The organism is Litorimonas sp. RW-G-Af-16, assembly GCF_048319245.1.
Taxonomy (GTDB): Bacteria; Pseudomonadota; Alphaproteobacteria; order Caulobacterales; family Maricaulaceae; genus Litorimonas.
Genome location: NZ_CP166993.1, coordinates 24,046 through 36,746 on the forward strand (window position 1 = coordinate 24,046; position 12,701 = coordinate 36,746).

The 12,701-nt window shown below is 53.8% G+C and carries 10 protein-coding genes; 3 read left to right on the forward strand and 7 right to left on the reverse strand.

The window, feature by feature from the left end:
• The first annotated feature begins 62 nt into the window (after nt 1-62).
• Complete coding sequence (locus AB8615_RS00120; RefSeq protein ID WP_418152474.1) at nt 63-1,349, forward strand: mechanosensitive ion channel family protein; 1,287 nt, start codon at nt 63-65, stop codon at nt 1,347-1,349.
• 57 nt (nt 1,350-1,406) lie between these two features.
• Here AB8615_RS00120 and AB8615_RS00125 read toward each other — a convergent pair whose 3' ends face one another.
• The 5 genes from AB8615_RS00125 to AB8615_RS00145 form a co-directional block, all read right to left on the reverse strand.
• Entirely contained in the window at nt 1,407-4,601 is a 3,195-nt protein-coding gene (locus tag AB8615_RS00125; RefSeq protein ID WP_418152475.1) for an amidohydrolase family protein, read from the reverse strand.
• 89 nt (nt 4,602-4,690) lie between these two features.
• The gene (locus tag AB8615_RS00130; protein WP_409432934.1) at nt 4,691-6,082 is read right to left on the reverse strand and encodes a M28 family peptidase; all 1,392 of its coding nucleotides are present in this window, start codon (nt 6,080-6,082) and stop codon (nt 4,691-4,693) included.
• 117 nt (nt 6,083-6,199) lie between these two features.
• Nucleotides 6,200-7,876, reverse strand: a complete 1,677-nt coding sequence (locus tag AB8615_RS00135; RefSeq protein ID WP_418152476.1) for a DUF2207 domain-containing protein — start codon at nt 7,874-7,876, stop codon at nt 6,200-6,202.
• Complete coding sequence (locus AB8615_RS00140; protein WP_418152477.1) at nt 7,873-8,142, reverse strand: hypothetical protein; 270 nt, start codon at nt 8,140-8,142, stop codon at nt 7,873-7,875. The genes AB8615_RS00135 and AB8615_RS00140 overlap by 4 nt, the downstream gene beginning before the upstream one ends.
• Nucleotides 8,139-8,690, reverse strand: a complete 552-nt coding sequence (locus tag AB8615_RS00145; protein ID WP_409434104.1) for a LemA family protein — start codon at nt 8,688-8,690, stop codon at nt 8,139-8,141. Before AB8615_RS00145 ends, AB8615_RS00140 begins: the two co-directional genes overlap by 4 nt.
• Before the next feature lie 164 nt (nt 8,691-8,854).
• On the opposite strand from AB8615_RS00145, the gene AB8615_RS00150 reads away from it, so the two are divergent.
• Nucleotides 8,855-9,661 (forward strand): SDR family NAD(P)-dependent oxidoreductase, encoded by an 807-nt coding sequence (locus AB8615_RS00150; RefSeq protein WP_409432936.1) that lies wholly within the window; start codon nt 8,855-8,857, stop codon nt 9,659-9,661.
• Between the two features lie 3 nt (nt 9,662-9,664).
• The gene (pyrF, locus tag AB8615_RS00155; RefSeq protein WP_409432937.1) at nt 9,665-10,396 is read left to right on the forward strand and encodes an orotidine-5'-phosphate decarboxylase; all 732 of its coding nucleotides are present in this window, start codon (nt 9,665-9,667) and stop codon (nt 10,394-10,396) included.
• 64 nt (nt 10,397-10,460) lie between these two features.
• Here the strand turns inward: pyrF and AB8615_RS00160 are convergent, their stop codons facing one another.
• Both AB8615_RS00160 and AB8615_RS00165 read right to left on the reverse strand, forming a co-directional pair.
• Nucleotides 10,461-11,069, reverse strand: a complete 609-nt coding sequence (locus AB8615_RS00160; protein ID WP_409432938.1) for a hypothetical protein — start codon at nt 11,067-11,069, stop codon at nt 10,461-10,463.
• 372 nt (nt 11,070-11,441) lie between these two features.
• On the reverse strand, nt 11,442-12,674 hold the full coding sequence (locus AB8615_RS00165) for a hypothetical protein (RefSeq protein WP_418152478.1): 1,233 nt from the start codon (nt 12,672-12,674) through the stop codon (nt 11,442-11,444).
• Nucleotides 12,675-12,701 lie beyond the last annotated feature (27 nt).

Sequence of the window (12,701 nt, forward strand, 5' to 3'; positions counted from 1 at the left end):
CCATAGTTGTTTACAAAGGCGGTGAAATTTGCCTAATACGACAAAAGTTTGAGGGGATAGCTATGCCGACTAATGTTGAAGACTTTCAGGCCATGCTGGCCGCTTGGGCTGACCAAATTGTGACGTGGGCGCAAAGTCCCGTATTTTTAGCGCAGCTGGCCGCTGTGATTGCGGCCGTCATTTTGGCGCCCTTGCTGGCAGGTTTCATCAAAAAGCGCGTGCCGTTATTTCGTGCGACACCCGCGGAAGACGCCAAATATCTGAAACTGCGTCAGATCATCTTTAAGGTCGGAGGGTTCTTACGGGCCATTTTGCTTGTGGTGCTGCTGGCGATTTTTGCATCTATTTTAAAATCAGTGCCAAGCTTGGGGCAGGATTGGTTAGTCAAACTGGCACAGAGCCTTGCCGTGGTGTTCCTCGTCTACCGCGCGATCAAGGTCTTTATAACTGATCCTCTCTATAGCAAGCTCGCGATCTGGACGCTCATCCCCTTAGCTCTTATTTTTGTATTGGGATATTTTAATCTGCTCACAGATTTCCTAGACCGCACCGTATTACTGCCCATGGGCGATAGTCCGATTACGGCGATGACGGTCGCGAAGCTCGGCATCTTCGGCTCGCTCTTTTTCTGGCTCGGCAATTTATCGAATTCCAAAGGCCAAAGCGCGATCCGCAGTCAGGAAAGCCTCGATGTCGGCGTTCGAGAAATTGTCGCGAAATTGTTCCAGATTGTGCTGTTTGGCGTGATTTTCTTTCTGGTCATGGGCGCAGCGGGAATTCCACTATCAGGCCTTGTTGTTGTATTCTCAGCTTTGGGACTGGGTATTGGGTTTGGCCTGCAACCTATCGCCGCGAACTTTATCTCAGGCTTGATCATTTTATTTGATCGGTCCGTGAAAGTGGGTGACTTCGTGGTCCTGCCTGACGGACAACAGGGCTTTGTCGAAGCGATCAATATGCGCTCGACGACGGTTGAGACGGCCGATGGCAAAGACATCATGGTTCCAAACACAAAGTTTACCGAAGAAGCCTATGAGAACTGGACGCACAAAGACCCATCCCAACGCTACGAAGTCGAATTTACCGTCTCTTATGATACTGATCTCGATAGCCTTGAAGGTATCCTCATTCCAGAGATTATGAAATATCCCAAACTGCTCACAGAACCTGAATTACCTGATCTTGAATTTCGCAGCTTTGGGGATAGCGGGATTAATATGGCCATCGAATTTTGGTGCGATGGCGTAGATGACGGCGCGAATAAGTTCACGTCTGACATCGGATTTATTATCTGGCGCACGCTGAAAGCGAATAAGATTGAGATTCCGTTCCCGCAGCGTGTGGTATGAAACATCAAATAAAAACGCTCGCCCAATAAAGTGGCGAGCGCATTTAATTAATTAGGTCTATTCTTCCCACCAATAGGGCAGGCGCTTTGTGTCGCCCGTCACGATTTCGTTCATTGTGTCAGCCTCATAAAGCCGCCCGCCGATCATCACGTGTTCTACACTATCGGTATTGCGAATGTCCTCTGTCGGGTCTTTGTCAAGGATGACGAGGTCGGCGAGCTTCCCAGCTTCGAGCGAGCCAATATCGTCAAAGAACCCCAAATGTTGCGCGGGTAAAACCGTTGCAGTGGAAAGCGCTTGCAGCGGGCTCATACCGCCGCGGGCAAAACTCCACATCTCCCAATGCGCGGCGAGGCCTTCGCGTTGTCCGTGCGCACCAATCGCGACCATCACGCCCGCATCAGCGAGTTGTTTAGATGTCGCGCCTGACTGCCCGTCTGCATAGTCTTTGATGGGTGCCATTTGACGACGTTTCGCCCGCGCCCGCAGCGCGGCTGGCGGCACGTGCTTTGACAGGACGGGATGCTGCGACACATCACTTTCCTGGTAGTAATAATCTTCCCCGCGTATCCCGCCATATGTGACGGCCAGCGTTGGGACATAGGCGACATTTGTCTGCGCAAACATTTGCACGACATCGTCATAAATATATTCCTGCGGCAGATTATGCTCCAGCGACGTGTTACCGTCCTGCACCAGCGCCATATCCATGTGGAAAAGCGACCCTCCCTCGGCAACGACGATCATGTCTTCTTTGCGAGCCGCCTCGACAACTTGCTGACGTTGATCACGGCGCGGTTGGTTATAGTTTTTGACGCCATGTGCACCTTGCTCTTTTAAGCGCGTGACATGTTCTTGGGCGTCGTCAAAAGACTGTATATTGGCAAAGAACCCTGGCGCTTTCGCCCCGTAAATGACTTCACCCGTCGAGAATAGACGCGGGGCGAGTAGCTTCCCCGTGCGCTGTAATTCCTGCGCAGGGAAAAACGAATCCGCGCGGGTGGACGGGTCAAAGACCGTCGTAACACCCAAGGCCAATGTAGCAACGGTTTTCCAGTTCTGTTGCGGGACTAAGTCCCCCACGCCTTGCGGGCCGTGGGCATGTGCATCGACAAACCCCGGCACAATCGTCTTCCCGTCAAGGTCAACAACTTCTGCGCCACGCGGGATAGAGACGTTTGCACCCATCGCTTTGATGCGGTCGCCTTCGATCAAGATTGTCCCTTTTTCGATGATGCCGCCTTTGGCATTAGACATGGAAATGATCTTCGCATTGGTCAGTGCGACCATGCCGTCGGGCATATCTTTCTTGATGGTCCGCGATAAAGACGCGACAGATGCCGGGCTCTCAGGCTGCTCTTTCGCAGACGGATCAGCCTTGAATACGTTAGGGCCAAGCGACCAATAAATATCGCCGTCCTGCGTCCAACTCGGATAGGTTGCCCCGTTCAAACTAAGCTTTGTCACAGGGAGGGCGTCCGCCTTCATGCCTGCCGTAACATTTTGCGGGCCAGAGAGCAGCGGCATGGAATAAAGATTATAATTCTCACGAAACGCGACATGCTTGCCGTCCATCGACACGTGATAGCTCTGCGCCATTTTCGAACTCGCATGGGTACGCGCATCATGGCCAAGCAAATTGACACTGACTAGGGCGTTCATATCGTCCTCATTTTTGGTCATAAATAGGCGCAGATCATCGCTGCCAAAATGTGGCATAGAGCCAGATTTCGACACTCGCACAGGCTCGCCGCCGTCAACGGCTTGAATATAAACACCCGTATCAGCTGACCATTCCGGCGCTGTCAGGAAACCACCACTGCGTTTCTCATAGGTCAGGAATTCGCCGCTGGGGGAGAGCGCGGGATTGGCGTAATGCCCAGGTGTCTCTGTCAGCGTTGTAATTTTATTCGACTTTAGATCCATCGTGTGAATCGCGCCGAGGTCGCTGTCATTCCACGTCACAAAGGTCAGGCTCTTGCCGTCGCGAGAGAAGCGCGGGTGCATCTCTTTCATGTCCGCAGGCAATTTTGTCAGGCGTTTCGCCCGCCCGCCTGATGTCGCTTTGGTGTAAAGCTTGCCGAGGCTTTCATAGATGACGCGGCTGCCGTCAGGAGAGACCTGGACAAAGCGCGGCATAGTTGTCTTGAACGTGTCTGGCGCAACCGCGACTTTGGGGCGCGGCGCGGTGCGCATTTCGCGCGTATCTTTGACACGGAAGTCGATGTGGTCGACCTCTTTGGTGGCGACATCTAATTTATGAATTTGTCCGCTGGCCCAGAAATAAAGATGCTTAGAATCGGGGCTCCAATCCATATTGGGATAGACGCCGTGGACGGCCCAAGTTTCCTGCATATCGCGGTCAAGATGGTCAAAGACTTCTCGCTCTTCGCCGCTTTCAAGGTCTTTGATGAACAGGCGCGTTTCTGCATCAACACGTTTGACAAACGCCAAATGTTTTCCGTCTGGCGAAGGTGTCGGACGCACCGCGCCGCCAAAGCCGCCTGCGACCGTTGAAATGTCGCCCGTGTCCATATCATATTTCTTGATCTGAAATAATTCGCCATGGGAGTCTTGGGCATACTCAAAGATAGGGCCAGGGGTCGTGTTCTGGCTGTAATAAATTGCGCTCCCGTCAGGTGTGAACATGGGTTCACCCAATTCTTTTTGATGCGCCTCAGATGGCTTCTTCACAAGCTGCACGCCTGACCCGCCTTGCGTGCTATAGAGCCAGATTTCGCCGACGCCGAGTGAACGGCTTGTTGTGAAATGTTTGCGGCCAGCGATAAAGTCTCCGCTCGGATGCCACGTCGGATTGTTAAGCAGGCGGAAGGTCTCCTTCGTCACTTGCTCCATGTCGGACCCGTCAACGTCCATCGTCCAGATATTATCGCCGCCCGCGCGATCAGAAATAAAGGCGAGGCGCGACCCGTCAGGCGAGAAGCGCGGCTGCATTTCCCATGCCATGCCAGAGGCGATATTCGTCGCCATACCGCCCGTCACAGGCAGAGTGTAAATATCGCCGAGCAAATCAAAAGCGAGCGTCTTGCCATCGGGCGACACGTCTAGGCTCATCCATGTGCCTTCGGTGACGTCAATATCAATCATTGTCTTTGGCCCAGGCGGGTTCATCACGTCCCATTTTTCGGCCTCGTCCTTATCCTTATCTTTATCGCCGTGGTTATCAGCGTAAGCGAAAGAGGCGAGGGAGATAGCGGCGATGGTCGCGAGAAGCGTTGATTTTAAAGTCATGATAAGCCTTCATGTAAAGTTCACCGCATTGAACCCCATCACGATAGGAAAATCATGCCTTTTCGCCTGTAGGGTGAAGAAAACCTTGCTTAAAACCGACCTGCGGCGCCTGGGAAGACAACGGGTGTTTCGCTACCGTCCTTGGCAACCGCGCTGACGCCAAAGAAGTAATTGTCGATGACGAGGTTCGTAAACTCCCATTCATTGACTTTCCCGACAAAGCGAGAGTGAGTCCATTCGGGTTCTGTGGTCAGTCGCCAATGGACGCGGTAGCCTGCAAGGTTGCCGGAATTGCCGGGCGTTTCCCAACTTAGCTTGGCAGAGGGTTGCACTGCGCCTGTCGCTTCAACATTCGCTGGAAAGGGCGGTGCGCCCGCCATGCCCGCCATCGTGACGGCGTTCAGCGCCGTAAGCTTGGCCGCATAGTTCGCATCCACACCGTCCATCGTATCGCCATAAGTCACGCCGTCTTCGGTGCGAAGGTCTTGATGCTGCCGATCATAATGTTCGTGAACTTCCATGATGCGGACGCCAGGAATACCGACCTGATTGAAAGGGCGGTGATGTCCGCCGCGCCCGAAACGGTCGAGGCGGTAGACCATCATGACGTTCAGGTTTGTCATATATTGATCGGCTTGCGCCTTGACGTAGCGGGCGAGATTGCGCGACGGGCTATCGACTTCGCCGCCCGTAAAGCGCCGCGTGCGAGCTTCGGCTTCGGTCTCATTCGCGCGCGTGCCTTCAGAGAAAACGCGGGCGGTAGAATTGTCCGTCACCCCGTCAATGCCAGAGATGTTGGAGATCATATCATTGTTCAGAACGCCTTTAATCTCCCACCCATTATCCAGCGCATATTTCGCGACGATCTCGCCGCCGAATAGGCCTTGCTCCTCGCCTGATAATCCAGCGTAAATGATCGAGCCTGGGAATTCATATTTGGACAGCACCCGCGCCGCCTCTATCGCGCCCGCCATACCAGAGGCATTGTCATTCGCGCCGGGGCTGTCGGATGTGCCGTTGAGCGGGTCTGTCACGCGGCTATCAATATCGCCGCTCATCATGACGTAGCGATTGGGGTCAAGCGTGCCGCGTTGGATCGCGAGAACGCTGACTACTTCTGTTGGCTCTGGAATACGGCGCTCGCCAGATACCGTGTCAGAGACATATATCACCTCGAGGCAGCCGCCGCATTCAGCAGAAATTTTCTCAAACTCCGCGAATATCCAGCGCCGCGCCGCGCCGATCCCGCGAGTCTCTGAGTCTGTCTCGGATAGTGTATGACGCGTGCCGAAATCGACAAGGGTTTGGATGTCTGCGCGAATACGATCAGGTGAGGGCGCAATAGCGATGTCGTAAATCTTTGGCACTTCGGAGGGTGGCCCAAATGCTTTCGTCTGCGCATCCGCGGAACAGGCCGCGAGAGAAACTCCCAAAGCGGCAAAGGTCACATGTTGAAAAGTCAAAGATTTAAAAGAGATCATGGTGTATCCAATTTGTCGTGCGGGGGCGCACAGATTTATTTAATTAACTCTAGGAGGCAAGTGAGAGGGGAGCAAGGCGCGTTACGCGCGGCATGAGGGCTCATCTAACCATGATCGCTACCAGCCACCGCCGCCGCCGCCACCGCCTCCGCCGCCCGACGATCCACCGCCGCCCGACGAACCAGACGAGAAGCCGCCAGAGCTGCCAGAGGACACGCTAACGGGGGCCGCTGCCGCCACGCCCGCTGTCATCGCGGTGGCCATGGCTTTGGTCATGTTAAAGGGCGAGCCGCCTTTGCTGATATAGTTGCCGTGGGCATAGCTCGGCTCATAGGTTCTGGCTTCAACGGGCATGGTGTCTTCAAATTGCTTGGTCCAAGGCTTCTCCACACCCAGCGCGACCGCATAGGGCAAGAAGCGCTCATAGAGTTCCACAGTCATCGCAGGCGGTCTTTGGCCAGAAGGGTCAGCCGTATTGATGCGGTCTTTTTCGGCGAGACTTAGATATAATTTAAAGCCTTCAATCTCGGATTTGATCTTTGCACCTTTCTTGGTCGGGGCGCGTAGGAGGATAAAAAACACGACATTCATGGCGGCAATTCCAAGCAGGATAAGCGCAAACAACCCGCCCGATCGCGACACGGGCATGTTCATCACAAAAAAGACTAAAACAACGCTGGCCGCCATGCCGAGCAGGCCCCAGCCCGCATTAGAGCGGTGATAATCACGGCCGTATTTCTTCATCAAATAAAGCGTGAATTTGTTGACGTTAGAATAAAAGCTTGAGTTGGGTTTCCCGTTCAAAATAATTTGGGCGTCCCTATCCCCAAACAATCGATCCAATAAATAGCGTTCATCCGTCAAGAGGTTCGCACTCTTGCGATTGTCCAACATAGAACTGATGATGGTGGTCTTCTTGCTTTTGGCCTCGATGTCTAGAACGTCTTTGGTAGATAGGCTCATCAGAGTTGCGGTGAGAGCTTTATTGCGATCTACGCCGCGCTTATTGACTGTATGCACGCCCGCGGCTGAATAATTCTTGGGCGGCTCGTAGCGAGGAAAAACGGGCGGAGCGACAGGGTCGCGCCCCACGCGCATCCACATCATCATATAATATGCCAGCAGCCCCAAACCTCCGAGCCCCAAAACTGTCGGCCCGCCTTTACGGATCCAGGCTAGCTCATTCCGCCGCGCCTGGCTCATCGGGGCAATCACGCCGGGTGCAACAGAGGCAGACACGGTGATGCCTTGCTTTGGCGCAAGGGCGGCTGTCGTGCGGAAAGTCGCGCGATTGCCAACTTGATTGACCGTGTAGTTTTGATCTTTTGACCCTCTGCGACCCGTAAAGGCATTTGTATCAATGATGTCAGCGCCGAGTGGAAAGGTGACCGTAACAGTCGCTTTATCAATGATGAAATTCCAATAGGTTCCCGTCGCATTCCAATATAATTCGTCGCGATCACCGAGTTCGCTACCGTCATCCCTGTGCCGACGGATTTGCTCAGGTAGGGCGTATTTAATGGTGTAAGTGTGCAGGCCGTCCCTCAGAAATATATTCCCGCTTCCCAGCCGCGCCACAACAGCGTTGCCGTTTCGGCTAATGTTGTAATTCACGTCTTCGCCGTCTTTTTCAAACGTGATAAAGTCATAATCATTGTCGAGCGTCACGCCCATAAAATCGTATTTGGCCGGGAGTTCGCGGAATATCCCGCGCTTAATTTGTTGCCCAGCAGAGCGAACAGTAATTGATTCCGTGACGACAATGCCGCCACTTTCCTGCACATCGACAGTCACATCGAAATTTGTAATCCGTTCATCACTCCCCCTTGCTGTTGCGCAGCACTTGGCAAGAAAGACGGGTCGACCTGCCGTTGCAAGCGTCTATTCTCGGCCAGTAATCGGTCAAGCTCCGCATTGAGTTCTGCCGTATTGTCTGGATCGCTCCGCATCTCCAATAGTGACTGTTCCAAGACGTCAAACGGCGAGTCTGTGGTGTCTTGCGCGTTGGCGCTGAAGGCAAAAAAGATACAGAAAAGGAGGGAGAGAAAAACGCGGATCATGTATCAAACTCCACATTGGGTATGGCGGCATCGACGGGGTCGATCTCGAAATAATCTCGCTTTTTAAATCCGAACGGCCCTGCGATAAAATTGCTCGGCACGGTCTCAATCGTTGTATTTAATTCCCGCACAGCCCCATTATAAAACCGTCGCGCCATCTCGATCTTATCTTCCGTCTCTGAGAGTTCATTCTGGAGATCGAGAAAGTTTTGGCTGGCTTTCAGTTCTGGGTAATCCTCCGCTATCGCCAGTAAGCGCCCGACAGGTTGCGATAACGCACTTTCTGCCGCCCCCCGCGCTTGCGGATTTTCGCCCGCTGCGAGGGCCAGATTGCGCTTCTCGGTCACGTCGATGAAGAGTTGCTTCTCGTGCTTGGCGTAGGCTTTGACCGTTTGCACAAGATTGGGGATTAGGTCTGCGCGCCGCTTGAGTTGCACATCAATATCTGACCAGCCATTCTCTGCCATCTGCCGCTTGGACACCAAGCCATTATAAAGAAAAGCAATCGCGCCCGCGAGCGCTGCCAGTATAATGAAAATTATGACCATGCTCGACATAAGTTCTCCCCTTTAGATCCCTTTTACGCGAGTAAGCTTGAAACATAAAGCGTAAAGCCTGATGCGTCTTTCGCTCAAAAATTTCTACGCTTAATGCCTTTCCCCTTTATGCCCCGTCGCTCACAGGTTAGGACACCTCTAAATCGGGAGATAATATGAGACTGCCAGACGAAAAAACGATATTGATTACAGGCGCATCTGCGGGGCTGGGGGCAGCTTTGGCGCGTGAATATGCGAGCCGCGGTTGGAACCTAATCTTGGTCGCGCGTCGGCTGGAGCGTCTGCAAGTGCTGGCCACAGAATTGTCAGATACATACGATATTCAGGCCCATAGTTTTGAGGCGGACTTGTTCAAACGCGACGCCGTTGACATGCTGCTAGGCGAAATCAAAGCGAAAGGCTTGCAGGTCGATGGCCTGATCAATAATGCAGGTTATGGCCACCCCGGTAGCTATCTGGATAGTCCGTGGGAGGAACATGCGGATTTCATTCACTTAATGGCGACCGTCCCGAGTGAGTTGGCCCGAAAGCTCGCGCCTGACATGGTCGCGCGGGGCTTTGGCCGGATCATGAATGTCGCGAGTTTGGCGGGGCATATGCCAGGGTCGCGTGGACACACATTATATGCGGCGGTCAAAAGCTACTTGGTCAAATTTAGCCAGAGTTTGAACATGGAATTGGACGGCACGGGCGTGCATGTCTCCGCGCTTTGCCCTGGCTTTGTCCTGACAGAATTTCACGATGTGAACGGCACGCGGGACGCAATGAACAAACTGCCAGATTATATGCTGATGGATGCGGATGAATGTGCGGAACTGGCAGTGGAAGCGTTGGAGCGGAACAAAGCCGTCTTTATCTCTGGCCGGGTGAACCGTTTTATCGCGCTGCTCGGTCGGTTATTGCCGCAGGAAATGTCGCAGAAATTGATGGCGAAAAATTCAGAGAAGTTTAGAAAGACCTAGATTATGTCCCATCCGATCTCTCCTTCTGCACCAAGGCCTTCCAAACCCAGCGACCCGCGCCTGTTCGTGGCGCTTGATCTATCAAGTCTCGATGATGCGCGGGCCATGGTGGCAACTTTGGGCGATGCGGTGCAGAGCTATAAGATCGGGCTGCAGCTTCTCCCGATTGGCGGCGCAGAATTTGGGCAGGAATTAAAAGCGCAGGGAAAGAACGTCTTTTTGGACTATAAACTCCACGACATTGACGCGACCGTCGAGAAAGCTACGCGCTCCATTTCCACACTCGGCGCAGACCTGCTGACCGTTCATGCGCGTCCCGATGTAATGGTGGCCGCCAATCGCGGGCGAGAGGGGAGTAGCTTGAAAGTGTTAGGTGTGACCGTGCTGACCTCACTGGACCAAAAAGCGCTGAATGATATTGGCTATAATGATAATGCCGAGAGCCTTGTGATGCGCCGTGTGGAACAGGCGCTAAAAGCAGGCATTGACGGGGTTGTCGCCAGCCCGCTGGAGGCCGCCGCAATCCGAGCGGCCGTGCCAGATAGCTTCTTGGTCGTGACCCCTGGCGTGCGCCCCAAAGGATCGGCCAAGGGCGATCAAAAACGCATTGCCACGCCCGCTGCAGCGCTAGCCTCTGGCGCGACCCATTTAGTGGTCGGTCGCCCAATCACGCAAGCCGATGATCCCCGCAAAGCGGCTCAAATGATCTGCGCTGAAATGCTGGGCCAGACCTAATCAAGACATAAAAAACCCGCCTTCCAGAGGAAGACGGGCTTTGAATTAAATCTCGTCGTAGATGTTATCTACCGCAGTGACCGTGGCCGTGACGATAATCCAGACCTTGCGCCCAGCTTGTCCCGCCATAGCGAGAATAATGCGTGGTAACATTGCACGTTGAATATGTCGGCACTGCCACAGGGACAGGGTAGCGGACATAGATGATTGGACGCACGACGCGGACGTAATTGGTCTGCGGCACAGGTTTGACGACATTGTAACATCCAATGACGCGACCGCCATTCGGGTTGTAGACATTTGTCGGACAATTTGTGGCTTGCAAAGACTCGTTCATGCCGAGGCCGCTAAGCTGACCAGAGAATGGATATAATTCGACATCGCCGCCAGTATAAGTGTTTGATATTGAGCCCGTGCCGTAAGTCGCATCAGCCTGTGACTGGCTCATCACGCCGCCATATGACGATGTAGAGCTATAAGATGTGGAGCCATAAGCGGGTTGGCTGGCGAATGTGCCAGGCAACGTGACGCCTGAATAGCTCGTGCTACTGCCGCTAGAGGCCATTCCGCTATAATCATAGGTTCCGCCGAGCTGCTCGGCTGTCATCGCGCCGCTATAGCTGCTGCCATATGATGATCCGTAGGAAGAAGATCCGTATGATCCGCCAGACATTGAGTGGCTTGAGCCCGAGTGGCTAGACCCAGAATGACCTGACCAAGATGATAGCGCAGGCAGGCTAGAGCTATGCGAAGAAGAACAATATGTTGAACTGCCACAATTCGCCGAGGCGGTTGAAGCAAAAGCTGTTGTCGCGAGCATAATTGCTGCGCCTTTAAGAATACGGGACGACATAACCCACCTTTCAATTTTGAGACGCATATTTGCGTTTGTTCTAATCAAGAGCAAAAGGCGTGCCAAAACAAAGGGATTCACCTTCAAGGCGAATCTTTTCGCGGGGATTGCCCATAAAAATGAGGGTAACTCATAAAAAAACCGCCCTCCTTGTCAGGAGAGCGGCTGAATACTTTACATATATTGGCGGAGTTATTGAACCCAACGCCCTGGCATTTGCTGGCCATAACGACCGCCGCCGTGATGTCCCACGGCTGGACGACCATGCTGTCCGTGCATCGCATGCACAGGGGCGGGCGCTTCGCAATACGGCACTTCCACAGGGGTCGGCACAGGCACTGGCACGTTGATGATCGGGTTCACAACACGGGTTGGAACCGGCACAGGCACACCCACGACAGGATTGACGACTTGCTGCTTCACTTTGCGCTTACAGATCACCTGCGTTGCAACAGTGGAGCCGAAAGTTGTCAGGCCAGATGTTTTCTCCCAATAGGTGCCATCGGCACCGATGTTAGAGACATAAGTATTATTGCCGGCATGCACAGGGGCTTGCGCGGGCGCCGCATAAGGCGTTTCGCGCAAGATTGTCCGCGGGGCATTGCTGCTATAGCTCATCGCTTGTGGCGCTGGATTATATGTTCCTGCCGACCCATAGGCTTGGCTGGGCGCGCTGGCGAATGTGCCGGGGAGAGTAACGCTCCCCATAGCGGGCATAGTCTGCGGGGCACTAGCAAATGTGCCAGGGAGCGTCACGCTGCCCATAGCTGGCATAGACTGTTGCACCATGCCCATGTGCGGGACTGTTCCGCCATTGGCACGCGCTTGCGGCACTGTGCGACCAGAGTTCAACACAGCTTGTGCGCGGGCTGGATCACGATCCACGATAGAGGTTGGAATATGCGCAATGCCTGGCGTGAGAATGTTCTCACCATATTGGCGCGGAGCAAATTTGGACGGATCATAACCTTTACCAACCCACGTATGAAGACGCGGCGCAGGGGCGGCGACAACGGGCGCCCGCATTACTGGTGCTTGATAGACAGGCTGCTGCACAACAGGGCGCGGCGCCATGTCGACTGTGACAGGGATGCCAGCATCTTGGCGGCAATAAGTTGTCGAGGTTGGATGACATCCGTCAGTAAATCCAGACGGTGCATCAGACAGGCCAGCCGTTGGGGCCATGCCGTGAACCCGTGTGATTGACACATTCGGCGCACGTTGAAAATCGATAGAGCGGAAATGCCCCATTGGCGGTGTATTGCGCACTGTCATCGGGCCAAATTTTGGCGCGTAGTCATTGATGACCCGCACATCTGTCTGACAGTTTTGACCAGAGGCGCAGTGACCCGCAAAAGCAGGCGCGCTGGCAGCTAGAGTTGCGACAAGGCTGACAGCGCCAACCAGAAGTGTTTTGTTCGGCATGATTGCCTCTCCCACGTTTGTGCCGTG

What these genes read in the sequence shown, in the direction of transcription:
- AB8615_RS00120 (WP_418152474.1), top strand. Translation starts at nt 63, where the DNA reads ATGCCGACTAATGTTGAAGACTTTCAGGCCATGCTGGCCGCTTGGGCT.
- AB8615_RS00125 (WP_418152475.1), bottom strand. Translation starts at nt 4,601, where the DNA reads ATGACTTTAAAATCAACGCTTCTCGCGACCATCGCCGCTATCTCCCTC.
- AB8615_RS00130 (WP_409432934.1), bottom strand. Translation starts at nt 6,082, where the DNA reads ATGATCTCTTTTAAATCTTTGACTTTTCAACATGTGACCTTTGCCGCT.
- AB8615_RS00140 (WP_418152477.1), bottom strand. Translation starts at nt 8,142, where the DNA reads ATGATCCGCGTTTTTCTCTCCCTCCTTTTCTGTATCTTTTTTGCCTTC.
- AB8615_RS00145 (WP_409434104.1), bottom strand. Translation starts at nt 8,690, where the DNA reads ATGGTCATAATTTTCATTATACTGGCAGCGCTCGCGGGCGCGATTGCT.
- AB8615_RS00150 (WP_409432936.1), top strand. Translation starts at nt 8,855, where the DNA reads ATGAGACTGCCAGACGAAAAAACGATATTGATTACAGGCGCATCTGCG.
- pyrF (WP_409432937.1), top strand. Translation starts at nt 9,665, where the DNA reads ATGTCCCATCCGATCTCTCCTTCTGCACCAAGGCCTTCCAAACCCAGC.
- AB8615_RS00160 (WP_409432938.1), bottom strand. Translation starts at nt 11,069, where the DNA reads ATGTCTGGCGGATCATACGGATCTTCTTCCTACGGATCATCATATGGC.
- AB8615_RS00165 (WP_418152478.1), bottom strand. Translation starts at nt 12,674, where the DNA reads ATGCCGAACAAAACACTTCTGGTTGGCGCTGTCAGCCTTGTCGCAACT.